This is a genomic window from Lysinibacillus sp. 38-6 (genome assembly GCF_046245175.1).
In the GTDB taxonomy this organism is placed as follows: Bacteria; Bacillota; Bacilli; order Bacillales_A; family Planococcaceae; genus Lysinibacillus.
In genome coordinates this window covers 1243044-1260412 of the sequence record NZ_CP176417.1, presented here as the reverse complement: position 1 = coordinate 1260412, position 17369 = coordinate 1243044, and the positions used below count along the sequence as shown (strand labels likewise).

The following is a 17369-nucleotide window of genomic DNA, read 5'->3' as shown; positions in this document are numbered from 1 at the left end:
GATGAAAAAAACCTATTATTTCTAAAACATGGTAATCTAATGGTAATAGTTATTGCTATGATAGGAGGAGTCTAATGGGATTAGTATTCGTTGGCATCGTTCTTACTATTAGTATATTAGTAACCATAATTGCTGTTGTGAAGAAACAGGCTAAAGGTGATATAATGCTCCAAGTTGAAGCGATATGTGAAGGGAAAAATGAATTGGATCAGGCCATCATGAAAATATACTTTACCTTTTCAATCGGAAAACTTGCAGGACGAAGTAAAGAAATTATCGGCAGTATCGATTGGTCAGAAGGTTGGATGCCAGTTTGCTACAATTTGAAAGAACATGGACGCTATAGAGATGAGCGCATACCTACTTTGACTGATGACAAATATACAACTTTTGAAATTGATGCAATGCATGCATTAGATGACAAAGGGAGTGGGGAGGGCTATGTTGTCCTTGTACTCGAAAACCCAACGTACAGCATGCTGTCTCGAGCTGGTGTTATGCTTGTTGTCACTGCTAACATGGTATCCTATCAACTATCAGATTCGATAAGTTGGCATAATGAGGTAATTGTCAATCACTATTAAATCAATAAAAAAGTGTTCAAGTGAACACTTTTTTGAATGTCCCTAGCATAAGCAAGGTTCTGAGCATTGCTTCGCTAGAAACATTTCAAATGTCCCATAAAAAAATAATGGCCCCTAGTCCTGTTTTTGTAACCACTTTGAAGTATAGAAAATGAATTTTAAAAATTTTTAAACATTTACAAGTAATGGTATGTCCGTTATAGTGAATAACAATTTCATAAATCAGTGAAATCAGTGATGATAAGGACAAGAGTTTTGATGAACGATTCACAGAGAGGGAAGGCTAGGCTGAAAACTTCCTAATGCAGTGTCAATTCTTACTACCTTTGAGCCGTGCTTGGAAACTTGCACCGTCGTTGCGACGTTACAGCAAAGTCAAAGAGCTACTAGTACATCTAGTAGGAATTTGGGTGGAACCACGGGTAAATTACACATACTCGTCCCTATTTTGGGGCGGTTATGTGTTTTTTTTATTTTCTAGAAAAGGAGAAATGAACATGTCAAATCAAGCAATTAGTATTCAATTTCCAGATGGCAAGCAACAAGTATTTACACAAGGTGTTACACTAACCGACATTGCGCAAGCGATTAGCCCAGCACTGCGCAAAAAAGTAATCGCAGGAAGTGTTAACGGAACCATCATTGATTTGACGCGCCCGATATTGGCAGATGCCCAAATCAAACTTTTTGATGCTAGCTCACAGGAAGGAATCGAAGTGATTCGTCATTCAACTGCGCATTTGTTAGCACAAGCAATGAAACGTTTATATCCTGAGGCAAAGTTTGGCGTAGGGCCGGTCATTGAAAATGGATTTTATTATGATATCGATTTAGCACAATCTCTAGTACCTAGCGATCTGCAAAATATAGAAAAAATGATGCATCGAATTGTGCAAGAAAATAGTCCAATACAACGCAAAGAAGTTACGCGTGAAGAAGCGAAAAGGTTGTTTCAACATGATCATTTAAAGCTGGAATTACTTGCGGATATTCAAGAAAATGAAGTAATTACGCTCTATGAGCAAGGTGATTTTTATGATTTATGTCGTGGACCACATGTTCCGGCTACAGGGAAATTGCAGCACTTCCAATTAATGCATGTCTCAGGTGCTTATTGGCGAGGTGATAGTCAAAACCAAATGCTCCAACGTATTTATGGTGTTGCATTTGCCACAAAAGAAGAATTACAAGATTATTTGCGATTTTTAGAAGAAGCAGAAAAACGGAATCATCGTAAATTAGGGAAAGAACTTGAATTGTTTATGTTTTCAGAGGAAGCACCAGGCATGCCGTTCTATTTAGCGAATGGTCAAATAGTGCGCAACGAATTAGAAACTTTTTTACGTAATTTACAAACAAAATATGATTATCAAGAAGTTCGTACACCATTTATGATGAACCAGCGTCTTTGGGAACAATCGGGACATTGGGATCACTATAAGGATAATATGTATTTTACACAAGTAGATAAGCAAAGTTTTGCACTAAAACCGATGAATTGTCCGGGGCATATGTTGATTTTTAAAAATAACCGACATTCCTATCGAGATTTACCAATTCGAATGGCAGAGTTTGGGCAAGTACATCGCCATGAATTTAGCGGTGCGCTGAACGGACTTTTACGTGTGCGAACTTTTTGCCAAGACGATGCCCATATTTTTGTCACGCCTGAGCAAATAGAGGATGAAATAAATCTTGCACTAAAAATTATTGATCATATGTATCACGTATTTGGATTCCAATATGAAATCGAATTATCGACAAGACCAGATGATTTTATGGGGGATAGTGAACTTTGGCAAGAAGCGGAAACAGCTTTAGAAAATGTCCTTGTGAAAGTTGGATATGCTTATAAAAAGAACGAAGGAGACGGTGCATTTTACGGGCCAAAAATTGATATTCACATAAAAGATGCGATTCAACGTAGTCACCAATGTGCAACAATCCAACTCGATTTTCAACTGCCGGAGAAATTTGATCTAACATATTTGAATGAGCATAATGAAAAAGTTAGGCCAGTCGTTATTCATCGGGCTGTCTTTGGTTCCATTGACCGATTTTTAGGCATTTTAATTGAACATTTCGGTGGCGCATTCCCGACATGGTTAGCACCACAGCAAGTAATGGTCATAGGGGTCGCAAGTAGCCATCAACCGTATGTTCAGCAAGTTGTGCAAGCGCTTGAACATGAACATATACGTGTGCGTGTAGATAATCGTCAAGAGAAACTAGGGAAAAAAATAAGAGAAGCACAAATCAAAAAAATACCCTATATTTTAGTATTGGGTGATCAAGAGCGAGACAATCAAAGCGTCACAGTGCGCAAATATGGTCAGCAAGCGTTGAACGAAAAACTGCTGCAGCAATTTGTTGAAGAATTAAAACAAGAAATTTTGCACAAAGCATTACCGATTATTTAATAGAGAAAAGCCTGATTTGATTATCAGGCTTTTATAAAAGGAATAGAAAAATTATGTGAACATAGCCAAAATACGAAAGTCATTAGTTTCTTCATTTACTTGTACAAAATCGTTAAATTCTCTTTATAAATGTGTGATAGATGCTTCTAGAAATGTTTTTCCAAGCATACTATATACTCTAGTAAGAAATTTTCTTATCAATTATCGTATTGGTGTGTAAATACTATCAGCTATAAGTATATTTTTCGTTTGTGCATCAATGACGATAAATTTATGAAATTCCTCTTGTTCAGTTTGTTGAAATGAAGCTAAAAAATAAACTTGTCTGTTAGGATGAATCATCGTGTGATGTGAGAGATCCATTATTTCATGCGTAAAATTCGTTTCCAAATTAAAGGTTTTTTGGGTTTCAGTCACATCTTTAAATAGAATTTTTTTATGCATAGTAAACGTAGCATTATGGTAATTTTCATAAACTGATTTATCTAATTGCATGTAAAATTCGTCTTCAACAAGAAATGATTGAAAGTGATTATCCGGGTATTGGTACGTAGTATTTACTGTAGTGATCGGTTCACAAATAGTAGCAGTCGACTTTTCTGGTAGAGTCTCAGTGTGTGAAAATAAATTAGATATAACGACCAATGTTAAAAATAGTACTTGCATTATTTGGCCTCCTACAAAAAAAGCGTTATAGGTAGATTTCCCAATTTTTTGTTATGTATACGTTTCGTTACAGTAACATGGCAAATACTGAGCAAAATATTGAAGCTTTTTTTAACAATCGATCAAACTGTAAGAAAAACCAGCCAAGTCGTCATGTTTTTTGACTGGTTTTATCGAAATGGGATGACATGATAAAATTTATTTATAAATACTCCTCCTCATTAAGATGCTTGTTTAAAATAGCGGTTCAGTAATACGTCAAGTTCTTGGCTATAATCTACTACGGCAGGGTGAGTAAAACCTAAATCTTTTGCCTTTTTATACATAATTCTCCTTTTGATCTCAATTTCAAACTTCAAGAATTGTTTAAGCAATATATTTACCAACTTCATTCTCCTCCTAATTTTTTTTCGCATATTCTTGATTTAAAACGCTAATGACTTCGATTCAGCTTTTTCATTGTATATCAGTTAAAACAAAAAAATTGTCACATTGTGTATGGATATTGAAATTCGTAATTTAGTCACAAGTTAGTCTATATAACTATAATAAGAATATAAACTTTCATGGAATTATTTGACCTGTATGTAAGTGAAAAAGCTATGTATTTAGCGATAATATAAAGTTTTACATTTAGAAAAGCTAAATAATCGAAATAGTCCAATGTATGTCTTTTTTACTATACGCATTTGTCTATATAACTAGAAAATGGATTGCGAGCATTTATTGCTTTACATTTCTTGTCGCAATTTATCAAATTCTATTCTTTGCTGTTTAATTAATAGAGATAATTCTTTTTTTCTAAAATGCTTGACATAAATAGACTTATTATCTTGATAGGTACAATATTCAAACAAAAAGTAACGCACACATTCTAATTTGAATGTGTGCGTTGTTTTAACTACGTGAAAGCCATTCTTCGCGTAATAGGCCAAATACGATGATATCGTGAAATTTGCCAAAGCGGAAAATTTCATTTCGTAGCGTACCTTCTTTTGTAAAGCCACATTTTTCATAGGAGCGGATAGCGCCTAAGTTAAAGCTGAAAACCTGTAATTTAATTTTGTTGATAGCGATGTAATTGAAAATAAACGTTATGAGCGTTTGCATCGCGTCTGTTCCTAATCCTTTTCCATGCCATTTTTCACTAATTGAAATCCCAACGGAACAAGTGCTATTTGTCCAGTTAATGGCATAAACACCACATGATCCAATAAACTGTTGTGTCGTTTTTTCAAAAATACCAAAGAAAAATTCCTGTTTTTTGCCACTTATATTTTGGAAAAATGAAGTATGGTCTTCCACGGTATGTGGGAATGGAATGTCATCGTTAGCAAGTAACAAGGTACTTTTTTCATTTTCCACTTTTATAAACTCATCTAAATCAGATGATGCCATTTGCTTTAGGATTATAAGTTGTCCATTTAGAAAATCGTTTAAATATTGTTTCATATAAATTCTTCTCCCTCGCGCAAGGGCTGCAGTTAGTGTTACATCCCTTGAAAATGAATTCTTTTCAATAACGTATCTACTGCTTCTTTTGCAATCATATGCACAACTCCTTAAAATCGAATAGTATAATAATAGCATAGTTTGGAATATTAAGTAATTAAATGAAAAATAATGTGATGAAAATTGTGTCAATTTTTCATCATTTACTTCCTTATTATGTTAAAATCTTATACAACGAATGCGCGTTAAAGGTATGCATGCAATAGGAAGTAACGATGTACGAATAGTAATTATTTTTAATCTTGTGCGAGGGGGATTCGAATCATGTCAGTAATAGACCTGGCAACTTTAGAGCAAGTGGATGAACTATGTCTAATTGATCAAGAAGTGATAGGAGATTTATCAAGAAAGGATACGATCATAAAAGCTATACAAGACAAGCGATGTTTTATTCAAAAAACGGATAGCACGATTGCTGGTTTTTTAATTTTTACAACGGATTTTTTTGAATATAGCTTTATTTCATTAATAATCGTCAAACCTTCTGTCAGAAGAAAAGGGGTGGCCACCGATTTACTTGCTTACTTTGTCGATAAAGCACCAACAAGCAAAATTTTTTCTTCTACGAATAGCTCCAATACACCGATGCAAAAAGTTTTTGACCTTACCGGGTTCAAAAAAAGTGGCTATATCGAAAACTTAGATGAGGGCGATCCGGAAATCATTTATTTTAAAATGAAGAAAGTATGTTTGTAATCTAAATCTACAGGTTATTTTCTTAATAGGAATTATTATCCATCAGTTTGACATTATTTTGTAACATTAAATATAGTAAAAAATAGCAACTAAATGTAAACGATAACGTTCTTGTAGGGAGAAGTATTTACAACTTCTACTAAAAAAGGATGTTGGAGGTCGTTGTTATTGGGAACTGAAAAAATTAAAAGTATGAGTGGCAATTCGTTATTTCTAGCTTTTATTTTACTGTTGATTGCTATTTTACCACTTGGTCTAGCAGTAAAATCATCTAGACCTATGTTTAGAAGACTAGGACTGATACTTACATGCTCTGCCTTTATTTTGCAATTAAGTTACTTCATTTTAAGATGGTCCGCGGTAAAACATGCACCAGTTAGTAATATGTATGAGTTTATGACGTTTTTTGGCATCATGCTTACTGCCAGCTTTCTCATTATCTATTTTTTGTATAAGCAGATTGTTGTTGGATTGTTCGTCATTCCAATCGTGTTAATTATTCTTGGTTATGGAAGCGTATTCACAAATGAAGTAACACCACTGGTACCTTCCTTACAAAGTAATTGGTTAACTATTCATGTCATAACTGTTGCGTTTTCAAGTGCTATATTATCAATCTCTTTTGCTACTGGCATTATTTATTTGCTGAGAACATTGGATGTTCATAAAAGGTCGATAACTTCCGTTGCATTAGAAGTTGTCATGTTCTGTTTAATCGTTGTTATCGGGTTTAGTGGCGTTACAGCGGTATTTAATGTAATGGCAGAAGACATACACATTCAATATAAAAATGCCCAAGGTGTACAGGTTAAGACGGTCTATACAATGATACCACTCATTGTGAATGAAGGAGCAGTAACGGAAAGTGGAGAGACAATTGGCATTGTCAAAATAACGAAAACAATTGATGCTAAACAGCTGAATTCAATCGTCTGGTCATTTATCGTAGGAACAATTCTATATAGTGCCATCCGCTTGCTTTTTAGAAAGCCTATCATTGTCATTTTACAACCACTTACAAAGCGCGTACAACCAGCCTTAATGGATGAAATTTCATATAGAGCAGTTGTGATTGGCTTTCCATTGTTTGCGTTAGGCGGATTACTATTTGCCATGATATGGGCACAAATTGCATGGGGAAGATATTGGGGATGGGACCCTAAAGAGGTTTGGGCACTTATAACATTTTTATTTTATACAGCGTTTTTACATCTTCGTCTTTCAAAAGGATGGGAAGGGGAGAAAACAGCTTGGTTAGCCATTATTGGCTTTGCTATCATTATCTTTAATCAAGTTTTCGTCAATTTAGTCATTGTAGGTCTCCATTCTTACGCTTAAAATTGAAAAATGAAAAAGAGACATCCATAACGGATGTCTCTTGGAGTTTGAACTGTTAATTCTTGAAAAAGAATTAAAGTTTTACAACGTTTGTAGCTTGAGGGCCACGGTTACCTTCTTCAACGCCGAATTCTACTTTTTGTCCTTCTTCAAGTGTTTTGAAACCTTCAGATTGGATTGCAGAGAAGTGTACGAATACATCGTTTCCACCTTCTACTTCGATGAAGCCAAAACCTTTTTCTGCGTTAAACCATTTTACTGTACCTTGAGTCATTTAAAAAACCTCCAAAAATAAATTCAACAATCATATTCCTTCATGCTGTATAAAATAAACACATAATCATCATACGTTTGAATACGTGGACTCATTGTTTACGATGAAGTAATTTAATTATTACTTTCATTATATAACAGATTCATACATTTATCCAGCAAATGCCGTTTTTTAGTAAGAAAAAATTACATAAAAGGTATCAAAAATAGAATTATTAAAAAAAGTACTGCAAAATAAAGGTATAAAGTATCCCTGTTGCATGGAGAAAGAACTATAAAACAACTATCTATTTTGTCACATCGTCTAACCTTTAACGCGTTTTAGTCAATCCATGCTTTTTCTTTTGCAACGATTACAGCTTCAGCTCGAGATTCAACATGAAGTCTGACAAACAGTTTGGATAAATAATTCTCGACTGTACGTTGGGTAACACCAATTGCAGAGGCGATGGCTTTATTTGTACAACCTTGTGCAACGAGCTGCAAAATTTCTTGTTCTTTATGACTGAGTAACACTTCCTGCTTAGCATTTGTACGGTTTGAGTGCTGTTGGACGAAATCTAAAAAATCAGCCGATAATAAAATTTCTCCACGCAAAGTAGCTTGGATTGTTTGAATTACCTGTTCTTTCGTAGCTAGCTTCGATAACAATCCATCCACTTTTTTTTCAACAAGTAGTTTATAATAATCGGATAATTCATAACCAGTGTATAAAATAATGAGTGCCTCAGGCTGAGTTTTCTTAATCATTTCAGCCAGCTGAATACCGTTCAATGGTTTCATATTAATATCAATCAAATAGAGCTGAAACTTCTTTGTCTCCATTTTAGACAGAACATTGGCACTTTCCTGTTCTGTTTCAATATGGACATTTTCTAAGTCTTGTAATAAAGTTTTTGTTCCGTCTAAAACGACAGGATGATCATCTACAATCAAAATATTAATCATTTGCATAGTTCCTCACATTCCTCTTGAATTTCAATATTAATATGCATACCTTCATTTGGTTTGGAGGTAATGGTCATGTCTCCGTTAAATGCACGAACACGTTCTCGAATGCCATTAATGCCCATGGAAGCAGATGATTGCATCAAATCTTCTATATGACAGCCGATGCCATTGTCATCATATTGGAGAACAAAACCATTGTTAACCGCAAGGAGCTTGAGTGAAACTTTAGAAGCCTCTGCGTGTTTAATTGCATTATTGAGTAGTTCTTGAACTAGTCGATAGACGACTAAATGTAAAGTTGCATCTTGAAACTGGAAGCGGTCAATTTGTGTATATAATAGAAAATCTGCTCGTATTTTTACTTTTTGCACTAATTTTTTTAAAGCCATATCTAATCCAAAAGTATCGAGTAATGGAGGGCTTAGATTTTCGCAATATTCCCGCAAATCCTTCGTAGCATTTAATAGTTGTTCTCGAATGGCTAATATTTTATGTTCTTCAATTTTAGGGGAGCTTGCAATCACATCTAGTTCTCTCGCCAAATGGAGTTGCTCCTGTAAAATTGTGTCATGTAATTCCTGTGCTAAAATACTTTTTTCCTTCTCTACAATATTCCATAACAATTTATCTAGCCAAGGAAGTTGAGCGTTATTCGTATCTTTCATATGTTGTATATCCTGTATTAAGTCTTCAATCAGCTTTAAATTATCGATAAACATGGACACATATAATGCTAGCAACTCCAACCAAAGCAATTCTTCTTTTTGTAATGTATGTCTAATCTTTATTAGCACCTTTTCATCCACTGTATCATGGATAAGTAGTTGTGTCATGTCGTTCTCAATTCGAATCTCCCCACGTGATAAAGGAATGTTCTCTTCAGTCGTTTCTAATGTAAAGGCTGTGGTACCCAGTTTTTCAGTAATTTCATATTGAAGACTGGCAAGCAAATCTTGCTGGTTTTTTGCTTTGCTCATGCGATTTACTGACGCATATAAATTATGGACATAATCACCAGAAGACGAAAAAATAATTTTGCGATGGTTAAAATCAAGTTGCTCTTTAATATAAAAGCTAGCGATAAAACCAATGAAAACGACGATAAAAATAACAATTAGCATAGCAATAGAAAGTTGTTCAATCATTAACAAGGCTAATAAAATCGAAATAATAAGTGAACTGAAAAAGGCGATAGATGAATAATAACGAAAACGCGATAATTGGTACTCTATATCAAACAAACGTTCATTGACCTGGATGAAAATAAAGGAAAAGGGAATAAACAAAATAAATAAAATACTAATTTCAGGTCGGATAAATGCTCGACTACTTAAAATTTCAGGTACAACATATAACAGTAAAAACGGTAAAAATGGAATGATGCAAGATATTGCGATTAATCTTATTTTTGCTAACCTTGTTCGTAAATAACTGCACAGTAAAATATACATCGCATATAAAACGAGGAGCGCAAATAGGCAGAGCGTAACCATAGGGGTAATGGCCCTAAATTGTGGGACAACCCTTTCCGTGCCATAACACAATGGTATAACGATAAGTGGTATAAAATAGAGCCACTTCGTATCGAGGTACGTCCATTGAATATGTAATAAACGGTAATAATGCTGTAAAAAGTGAATGATTAACACTAAGCATAAAACGATGCAAACACCATTGACAATCATCCCAACTAAATTGCCTCTACTAGAGGCCCCTATGCTTGTGTACGCTAATGAGCATGTTAAAAGAAATAACATTAGCAATTGTGTAATGAAGTGATCTTTATTACGCTTCCACAAATACATTGCCACGCATAAGCAAAGTACGAAATAAAACATTGGAAATACAATATGTAAATAAAATTCTTCAGGAAGATCTCGATGCTTCACATTAATTTCATGCACAGTACCATCCGGCTTTAAAATAGATAGTTCGTTTGCACTGGATATATAAAGATTTTTTTGAGAAGATTTAAAACCTGTGGCTGCTTTTTGATTAATTGTCAGGATTATGTCGCCTTGTTCGATTTGATGTTGTTGTGCCCATTGTGAATAATAAGAGCGGATGACCGTCGGTTGACCATCTGATGTATCGACTAGAATGCTAATAAAAGGGCTGCTGACAGCAATAATAAGGACATAAATACCAAGGATAAGATAAGTAATAAAAATACTGTAAGTTAATAAGCGGGTAGTATATTCTTTTTGAACTTTCATCATTATTTAATAAGTGCCTCGTTTCATCAATAAGTATCTCCTTTATTATCCATAATTTATAAAAAATTTGGAATACCGAATTATAGTCTTTCGGAAAACCACTATCGTTTTTTCGGAATAACGAAATAGTGTTTTCGGTTAAAGCTGTGATAATGTGAATCTAGCCTATGAGACTGAAAGGGGAACGCTGTATGAAAAGAAGTGTGCTGTCTCTCATCCTGTTTTTCCTAGTCGCCATCATGGCGTATCCAACAATAACCTTCGCTACACCGTTAAAAAAAGACGCATTAGAAGTGGATATTTGTATTATTGGCAGTGATAATCATTTTGTTTATAAGATTCCGAAGCAGTTACATAATGATACGCCTTATTCTGAAATGAAAAATGATATAGAGGCTTCTTTAGCTAGTCATTGGCAAGTGGAAAGTGCTCATTTTGAAACGAATCATTCAAATGTTGCCTATACATTTTTTATCAAAGATTTATTTCAAAAGAAACAGGATGGCCAATTGAAGTTATCGATACCATATCGAACGTTACTTGGTATGTTTCGTGACGATGAGTCTATCCAATTGCGCATTATGGCAAGTAAATTAACAGATTGGCAAGTAAATAGGAAAGAATGGGCAACACTCGGTTTTGTCCAGCCGCTGACATACTTTAGTGAAAGTGAATACGTTTATAATGGAGCGGTTAATGAATTATTACAGCAACGAGTTGCCCATTTTGATGGGGCAATTGCAAAACGTCAGATGGTCTTAACGACAGTAATCTATTTCAGTTTTATTGTCGTGCAAATTGTTGCATGTTGGATTTTGTCGAGACGCTTGAAAAGGAGAATTATCCAGTACCCAGAAGAAATGCATCAATTTAGGAAACTAAACTATATGTATCAAATTATTCCGTTATTAATTGTTGTCGGGCAAATTATTTTTTTAGTGATGTCTGGATTATTGACAGCATTTGGTCTCTTTTTTAGTGCAGGTATTGACTTATTGTTTATGGTTGGACCAATACTGTTAACAATCATGTTGTTACCGCTATTTTTTGTCACAACAGAAAAAGAAATTGCAAAAGAATTACACGACAATGCTTTAAGCGCAGATGTGTAATACCAGTGCACGTGAATGTTGATTAATGTATGACAATTAAACTTTTATTTAGTCGGTCATTTGTCGACATTAGATGGTATAATGGTCAACAGCATATTGAAGGAGCTGGTGACAAATTGACGCATCCAGAAACTGCGTATTTAAATTTACTACAACATATATTAGAAAATGGTGTGAAAAAGGAAGATCGTACTGGTACAGGCACCTATAGTGTGTTTGGCTATCAAATGCGCTTTGACTTAAGCAAGGGCTTTCCACTTTTAACGACAAAACGTGTGCCATTTAAACTTGTCGCAAGCGAGCTTCTTTGGTTTATTAAAGGAGATACAAATATTCGCTACTTATTGCAACATAATAATCATATTTGGGATGAATGGGCCTTTAAAAAATGGGTGGAATCTGATGACTACCATGGTCCAGACATGACTGATTTCGGTCGTCGATGCTTAGTAGATGAAGCATTTAATGCAGTTTACCAAGCAGAGTTAACGGCGTTTTGTGATAGAATTTTACAGGATGATGAATTTGCAAGCAAATATGGGGACCTTGGTAATGTTTATGGCAAGCAATGGCGTCATTGGACAACATCAGATGGTGAAAGTCTAGACCAACTGCAAGATGTTATCAACCAGATTAAGCATAATCCAGATTCACGCCGCATTATTGTCAATGCTTGGAACCCGGAAGATGTGATTGATGCAGGCGCGAAGGGGAGTAAAGCTGCTTTACCACCTTGTCATGTAATGTTCCAATTTTATGTAGCAGAAGGGAAGTTAAGCTGCCAATTAATGCAAAGAAGCCTTGATACATTGCTAGGCTGTCCGTTTAATATTGCGTCTTATGCATTACTGACACATTTAATTGCCCATGAATGTGGGCTCGAAGTTGGCGAATTTATACACAGTATTGGCGATGCACATATTTATGCAAATCATATAGAGCAAGTGAAAGAACAGCTCTCTCGTGAGCCAAGGGAACTACCAACCTTGCATATAAACTCAAATAAAACGTCGATATTCGATATAGAACTTGAAGATCTTTCCATCGAGGGCTATCACCCACATCCAGCAATTAAAGCACCTATTGCGGTATAAAAAGAGAGCAGTAACCATTGTGGTTGCTGCTCTTTTATTTATCTTTTTGTAAGAAATAGGTAATAAGTCGGATGGTATCTAGATGAATCCTCTATTATAGTATTTATGGTATAAATAGGAATATTCAGGGGTGGCTATGTTGCTAGTTAAAGTAGAGCTTCAAACAAATAGACAAGGGAATACCTCGAAACAAAAAGAACACCAGCTTCATAACGAATGCTCAATCATTGCTAAAGCATTAACAGAACAACAATTAGAGGAAATGATGCAAATTATAGAGGAAATTCGCTTAAATGGTTATAACATAAAAATGTAAGCGCTCTCGATAGATAAAAAACATGATTACCTTATCTCTTGTCCAATTTTATCATAAAAAGTAAAAATGGCAGGAAACGTATCTTCTGCATAAGGTGGTAATTTAAATGTTTTCATAAAAGGTGCAGAAGTATCAACTTCGATTTCTTTCTCAAAATTCATTAAGTTTGTCAATTTGATTTTGGCAACATTGCTATCTAATTCGTGTACATATAGAGTGCCATAGTTGCCTTTATTGGTTTTATATTGTCGATAGGTTACTGAGGGAGCTGTTGCTATATAAATAAATTTAAGTTTGCCATTCCACCCTTTATTAAAACGTGCATGACCATACTGATCATCGTTTATTTTTAATTGTACTAACCACATATTTGTTTCTTCTATTTGTTCAAAATGCATGATTTGTATGCTGCTGTCGATAAATTCCTCTAAAAAATTTTTCACTGTTATTTCGGATGATTTTAGATGATAGTCGTTATAATAAGCATGTCCATAAATGAAAAGTCCAAGTAATAGTAATGGTGAAAATGAGCCTATTACAATGAGTATTAATTTGATTTTCATGCTAAATATCCTCCCTAATAAATAGATCTTCATTTTTTCTTTATTATCGTTAACTATATCATTTTATTGCCTTTGACTTTCCATTAAATAACACTGAGATAGATTGTTCTCAACTGAATAGCAATAAATAAACGCTATAAATGCAAGCACCTTCTAAGCTATAATAGCTAAGGAGGTGTTTTTAGATGAACGTATTTTTTATTGAAACCATTTCGGGCACAGAGCTTTTACACATGGTGTCACATGATGTCGCAGGGATACTTGCAGCTGCACAAGGGGAGAGTGTAACGTTTCCTGTTGGTCATTTTAAATATGAATTTCATAACTTAGATTTTTATGAAGAGAATGGCCAAATTCAACAAGAGCTTGTGATTTATGTATCGAAAATCTAAAATCATTAGGCCATCATCGAATGAAACATTCGATGTATATTTTATTTCCATGAAGAGCAGGCTAAGATGAGAGCAAAAAACTTGTGATTATCTCAACCTGTAACTATAATAGTTACAACAGGTGGTGATTCATATGGTGAACAGTCGATTTTCGGTCGCAATCCATATACTTTCGCTCATTGCAACAACATCTGATAAAAGTGTACTGACATCTGACTTTATTGCTGGTAGCGTGAATACCAATCCGGTAGTTGTACGGCGTATGATTGGTGTATTAAAAAAAGCAGGTTTATTAACATCCCAATCCGGCGTTGCTGGCTATCGTCTTGTAACGGAACCGAAGGATTTGTCGTTATTGGCTATCTATCAAGCGATTGATGGACCAGAGCAAGTTTTTGCTATACATGATGAGCCAAATCCGGCATGTACGGTAGGTCGAAAAATTCAGCATACGTTAGAAACCGTTTATTTAGATGTTTGGCATGCAATGGAAAAACAGTTACAAGCACAAACTTTGCAAGATGTGCTAGATCAACTTCGTTAATGGTAACGGGGTCGGTCTAACTGTGTTCAACCTGTAACTAAAATGGTTACAATATATTCAAGGAGGAATTCAAAATGAAAATTGGCGTTATTGGAGCAACAGGGAAAGCAGGACAAAAAATAGTAGAGGAAGCAGTAAAGCGTGGTCATGACGTGACAGCGATTGTTCGTTCAGCATCGAAAGTAAAAGAAAGTATCAATATAATTGAAAAAGATGTAATGGATTTAACACAGGCAGACATAAAAGATTTTGATGTTGTTGTCAATGCATTTGGTGCACCGTTCGGACAAGAGCAATTACATGTATCCGTTGGACGCCATTTAATTGAAATTTTTAAAGGCGTTGCTACAAAGCTATTTGTTGTCGGTGGTGCAGGGAGCTTATTTGTAGACCCTGAGAAATCAGTTCGTGTAATGGATACACCAGATTTTCCAGAAATGTTTTTTGCAACGGCCAAAAATCAAGGTGAAAACTTAAAAGACCTTGAAGCTTCAAGTATTACATGGACATTCTTAAGTCCTTCAGCTATGTTTGATCCAGAGGGGCCACGCACTGGTACTTATACAACAGGTATGGATCATTTATTAGTCAATGAGGCGGGAGAAAGTTATGTCAGCTACAGCGATTTTGCCATTGCCGTATTAGATGAAATTGAAAATCCTCAACATATCAATAAACGATTCACTGTATCTTCAATGAAATAATACTGGAACCGAGCGTGCGAAATGCGCTCGGTTTTTGTACTTTATTACATAACTATTATAGAATTTTGGTTATAAAAATCGTTATTTCTCTCACCATTTATGCACTAGTGCTTCCATACACCGACATGTCGATTTCAAGCAATACTCATCGAAATGTAAACGGTGTTTCTAAAGTTTAAATGAGAGGTACTGTTTATTTCATTTAAATTGTCACAAACTACAATAGGAGTGTATATCAATCGTAATAAAAAAAGGGTTTAAGATGTTAAGTTGTTAATGATCGTGGTTTTACACAAATATTCGTCTTTTATAGATAAATATATAGTTAAAATAAAAGAAATTTTCGATTTATGAAGAACTGCCTGTTTACAAGACGGCATTTATTAGCTACTATCAGTGTGAGTATTACTTCAAAGGAGACGACAATAATGTCCACACAACGTACAGAAAAAGATTTTTTAGGTGAACGAATATTACCAGGAGATGCTTATTACGGGATTCAAACGCTTCGCGCAACAGAAAACTTCCCGATTACAGGCTACACAATTCACCCAGCATTAATTAAGGCAATGGGAATTGTCAAAAAAGCTGCTGCATTAGGTAATATGGAAGTACACCTATTATCAACAGAAATTGGAGGGGCAATTGTCGCGGCTGCTCAAGAAGTCATCGATGGTAAATGGGATGCAGAGTTTATTGTAGACCCGATCCAAGGCGGTGCAGGCACTTCAATCAATATGAATGCAAATGAAGTGATTGCAAACAGAGCTCTAGAAATTTTGGGTAAAGCAAAAGGGGACTATCAAACGATTAGCCCGAATAGTCATGTGAATATGTCACAATCAACGAATGATGCCTTCCCAACAGCTATTCATATCGCTGTTTTAAATTTGATAGATGAACTTCTCGTTACAATGGAACATATGCAAGCTGTATTCCATCAAAAGGCAGAGCAATTTGCACATGTTATTAAAATGGGACGTACGCATTTACAAGATGCGGTACCAATCCGTTTAGGACAAGAGTTTGAAGCATACTGCCGTGTTATTAACCGTGACATTGTGCGTATTCGTCAAACACGTCCAAACTTATATGATGTAAATATGGGGGCAACTGCTGTTGGTACTGGCTTAAATGCATTCCCAGATTACATTAAATCAGTAGATGAACATCTTGCTGAAATTTCTGGTTTACCATTAAAAGGTGCGACCCATTTAGTAGACGCTACACAAAATACGGATGCGTATACGGAAGTGTCAGGCGCTCTAAAAATTTGTATGATTAATATGTCGAAAATTGCGAATGACTTACGTTTAATGGCTTCTGGTCCACGTGCAGGTCTTGGTGAAATCGTTTTACCAGCCCGTCAACCTGGTTCATCGATTATGCCTGGTAAAGTCAATCCGGTTATGCCTGAAGTGCTAAATCAAGTGGCATTCCAAGTAATCGGCAATGACCATACCATTTCTTTAGCATCTGAAGCGGGTCAATTAGAACTAAACGTAATGGAACCTGTACTAGTCTTTAACTTAATTCAGTCTATTAGCATTATGAATAATGTGTTTAAAGCATTTACTGAAAACTGCCTAAAAGATATTGAAGCAAATGAAGAGCGCATGAAAGAATATGTAGAAAAAAGTGTTGGTGTCCTTACAGCAGTGAACCCACATATTGGCTATGAAGTAGCAGCACGTCTTGCACGTGAAGCAATTCTTACAGGTCGTTCGATTCGTGAGCTTTGTATTGAAGCGGGCGTTTTAACGAAAGAACAATTAGATTTAATCTTAGATCCATATGAAATGACACACCCAGGTATCGCTGGATCTAGTATGATGAAATTAAAATAATACATGACAGTACTTTGCTTTATGCATAGTATGTAACATGATCGACCAAAGGCATTAGGAATATCTCCTTGTTGCCTTTGGTTTTTTTTACAGTGAAATAAGGGCTTTTTTCTGTAAATGTTAGGAGAAATCGACTATACT

At 35.2% G+C, this 17369-nt stretch carries 18 protein-coding genes; 11 read left to right on the top strand and 7 right to left on the bottom strand.

The window, feature by feature from the left end; genetic code table 11:
* Positions 1-74: 74 nt before the first annotated feature.
* Positions 75-584: a hypothetical protein gene (locus ACKVEV_RS06495; protein ID WP_409369586.1), complete on the top strand. Its 510-nt coding sequence runs from the start codon at positions 75-77 to the stop codon at positions 582-584.
* Between the two features lie 497 nt (positions 585-1081).
* Positions 1082-3004, top strand: coding sequence for a threonine--tRNA ligase (thrS, locus tag ACKVEV_RS06490; protein ID WP_409369585.1), 1923 nt, complete (start codon positions 1082-1084; stop codon positions 3002-3004).
* A gap of 201 nt (positions 3005-3205) precedes the next feature.
* Here the strand turns inward: thrS and ACKVEV_RS06485 are convergent, their stop codons facing one another.
* The 3 genes from ACKVEV_RS06485 to ACKVEV_RS06475 form a co-directional block, all read right to left on the bottom strand.
* Positions 3206-3670: a hypothetical protein gene (locus tag ACKVEV_RS06485; RefSeq protein ID WP_409369584.1), complete on the bottom strand. Its 465-nt coding sequence runs from the start codon at positions 3668-3670 to the stop codon at positions 3206-3208.
* Between the two features lie 221 nt (positions 3671-3891).
* Positions 3892-4056, bottom strand: coding sequence for a Spo0E family sporulation regulatory protein-aspartic acid phosphatase (locus tag ACKVEV_RS06480; protein ID WP_402922239.1), 165 nt, complete (start codon positions 4054-4056; stop codon positions 3892-3894).
* 511 nt (positions 4057-4567) lie between these two features.
* Positions 4568-5122, bottom strand: a complete 555-nt coding sequence (locus tag ACKVEV_RS06475) for a GNAT family N-acetyltransferase (RefSeq protein ID WP_409369583.1) — start codon at positions 5120-5122, stop codon at positions 4568-4570.
* 324 nt (positions 5123-5446) lie between these two features.
* On the opposite strand from ACKVEV_RS06475, the gene ACKVEV_RS06470 reads away from it, so the two are divergent.
* Both ACKVEV_RS06470 and ccsB read left to right on the top strand, forming a co-directional pair.
* Positions 5447-5878, top strand: coding sequence for a GNAT family N-acetyltransferase (locus ACKVEV_RS06470; RefSeq protein ID WP_409369582.1), 432 nt, complete (start codon positions 5447-5449; stop codon positions 5876-5878).
* Positions 5879-6061: 183 nt separating this feature from the next.
* A complete protein-coding gene (gene ccsB / locus ACKVEV_RS06465; RefSeq protein ID WP_409370516.1) occupies positions 6062-7216 on the top strand; it encodes a c-type cytochrome biogenesis protein CcsB in 1155 nt (384 codons plus the stop codon).
* Between the two features lie 73 nt (positions 7217-7289).
* Here the strand turns inward: ccsB and ACKVEV_RS06460 are convergent, their stop codons facing one another.
* The 3 genes from ACKVEV_RS06460 to ACKVEV_RS06450 form a co-directional block, all read right to left on the bottom strand.
* The gene (locus tag ACKVEV_RS06460; RefSeq protein ID WP_010859201.1) at positions 7290-7490 is read right to left on the bottom strand and encodes a cold-shock protein; all 201 of its coding nucleotides are present in this window, start codon (positions 7488-7490) and stop codon (positions 7290-7292) included.
* Between the two features lie 320 nt (positions 7491-7810).
* Complete coding sequence (locus ACKVEV_RS06455) at positions 7811-8437, bottom strand: response regulator transcription factor (RefSeq protein ID WP_409369581.1); 627 nt, start codon at positions 8435-8437, stop codon at positions 7811-7813.
* Positions 8434-10659 carry a sensor histidine kinase gene (locus tag ACKVEV_RS06450; RefSeq protein WP_409369580.1) on the bottom strand — a complete coding sequence of 742 codons (2226 nt, stop codon included), beginning with the start codon at positions 10657-10659 and terminating at the stop codon, positions 8434-8436. The genes ACKVEV_RS06455 and ACKVEV_RS06450 overlap by 4 nt, the downstream gene beginning before the upstream one ends.
* 188 nt (positions 10660-10847) lie before the next feature.
* Between ACKVEV_RS06450 and ACKVEV_RS06445 the strand changes: the two genes are divergently transcribed.
* The 3 genes from ACKVEV_RS06445 (at position 10848) to ACKVEV_RS06435 (ending at position 13178) form a co-directional block, all read left to right on the top strand.
* A complete protein-coding gene (locus ACKVEV_RS06445; protein ID WP_409369579.1) occupies positions 10848-11768 on the top strand; it encodes a hypothetical protein in 921 nt (306 codons plus the stop codon).
* Between the two features lie 116 nt (positions 11769-11884).
* Positions 11885-12862: a thymidylate synthase gene (locus tag ACKVEV_RS06440; protein ID WP_409370515.1), complete on the top strand. Its 978-nt coding sequence runs from the start codon at positions 11885-11887 to the stop codon at positions 12860-12862.
* A 136-nt stretch (positions 12863-12998) separates the two neighbouring features.
* Positions 12999-13178: a hypothetical protein gene (locus ACKVEV_RS06435; RefSeq protein ID WP_409369578.1), complete on the top strand. Its 180-nt coding sequence runs from the start codon at positions 12999-13001 to the stop codon at positions 13176-13178.
* 26 nt (positions 13179-13204) lie between these two features.
* Here ACKVEV_RS06435 and ACKVEV_RS06430 read toward each other — a convergent pair whose 3' ends face one another.
* A complete protein-coding gene (locus tag ACKVEV_RS06430; RefSeq protein WP_409369577.1) occupies positions 13205-13741 on the bottom strand; it encodes a hypothetical protein in 537 nt (178 codons plus the stop codon).
* Between the two features lie 185 nt (positions 13742-13926).
* Between ACKVEV_RS06430 and ACKVEV_RS06425 the strand changes: the two genes are divergently transcribed.
* From ACKVEV_RS06425 to aspA, 4 genes are all read left to right on the top strand, one after another.
* Entirely contained in the window at positions 13927-14133 is a 207-nt protein-coding gene (locus ACKVEV_RS06425) for a thymidylate synthase (protein ID WP_409369576.1), read from the top strand.
* Between the two features lie 133 nt (positions 14134-14266).
* Complete coding sequence (locus ACKVEV_RS06420; RefSeq protein ID WP_409369575.1) at positions 14267-14677, top strand: Rrf2 family transcriptional regulator; 411 nt, start codon at positions 14267-14269, stop codon at positions 14675-14677.
* 74 nt (positions 14678-14751) lie between these two features.
* Positions 14752-15381: an NAD(P)-dependent oxidoreductase gene (locus ACKVEV_RS06415; RefSeq protein WP_409369574.1), complete on the top strand. Its 630-nt coding sequence runs from the start codon at positions 14752-14754 to the stop codon at positions 15379-15381.
* Between the two features lie 428 nt (positions 15382-15809).
* Positions 15810-17228: an aspartate ammonia-lyase gene (gene aspA / locus ACKVEV_RS06410; protein WP_409369573.1), complete on the top strand. Its 1419-nt coding sequence runs from the start codon at positions 15810-15812 to the stop codon at positions 17226-17228.
* Positions 17229-17369 lie beyond the last annotated feature (141 nt).

What these genes read in the sequence shown, in the direction of transcription:
- ACKVEV_RS06495 (WP_409369586.1), top strand. Translation starts at nt 75, where the DNA reads ATGGGATTAGTATTCGTTGGCATCGTTCTTACTATTAGTATATTAGTA.
- thrS (WP_409369585.1), top strand. Translation starts at nt 1,082, where the DNA reads ATGTCAAATCAAGCAATTAGTATTCAATTTCCAGATGGCAAGCAACAA.
- ACKVEV_RS06485 (WP_409369584.1), bottom strand. Translation starts at nt 3,670, where the DNA reads ATGCAAGTACTATTTTTAACATTGGTCGTTATATCTAATTTATTTTCA.
- ACKVEV_RS06475 (WP_409369583.1), bottom strand. Translation starts at nt 5,122, where the DNA reads ATGAAACAATATTTAAACGATTTTCTAAATGGACAACTTATAATCCTA.
- ACKVEV_RS06470 (WP_409369582.1), top strand. Translation starts at nt 5,447, where the DNA reads ATGTCAGTAATAGACCTGGCAACTTTAGAGCAAGTGGATGAACTATGT.
- ACKVEV_RS06460 (WP_010859201.1), bottom strand. Translation starts at nt 7,490, where the DNA reads ATGACTCAAGGTACAGTAAAATGGTTTAACGCAGAAAAAGGTTTTGGC.
- ACKVEV_RS06455 (WP_409369581.1), bottom strand. Translation starts at nt 8,437, where the DNA reads ATGATTAATATTTTGATTGTAGATGATCATCCTGTCGTTTTAGACGGA.
- ACKVEV_RS06450 (WP_409369580.1), bottom strand. Translation starts at nt 10,659, where the DNA reads ATGATGAAAGTTCAAAAAGAATATACTACCCGCTTATTAACTTACAGT.
- ACKVEV_RS06445 (WP_409369579.1), top strand. Translation starts at nt 10,848, where the DNA reads ATGAAAAGAAGTGTGCTGTCTCTCATCCTGTTTTTCCTAGTCGCCATC.
- ACKVEV_RS06435 (WP_409369578.1), top strand. Translation starts at nt 12,999, where the DNA reads ATGTTGCTAGTTAAAGTAGAGCTTCAAACAAATAGACAAGGGAATACC.
- ACKVEV_RS06430 (WP_409369577.1), bottom strand. Translation starts at nt 13,741, where the DNA reads ATGAAAATCAAATTAATACTCATTGTAATAGGCTCATTTTCACCATTA.
- ACKVEV_RS06425 (WP_409369576.1), top strand. Translation starts at nt 13,927, where the DNA reads ATGAACGTATTTTTTATTGAAACCATTTCGGGCACAGAGCTTTTACAC.
- ACKVEV_RS06420 (WP_409369575.1), top strand. Translation starts at nt 14,267, where the DNA reads ATGGTGAACAGTCGATTTTCGGTCGCAATCCATATACTTTCGCTCATT.
- ACKVEV_RS06415 (WP_409369574.1), top strand. Translation starts at nt 14,752, where the DNA reads ATGAAAATTGGCGTTATTGGAGCAACAGGGAAAGCAGGACAAAAAATA.
- aspA (WP_409369573.1), top strand. Translation starts at nt 15,810, where the DNA reads ATGTCCACACAACGTACAGAAAAAGATTTTTTAGGTGAACGAATATTA.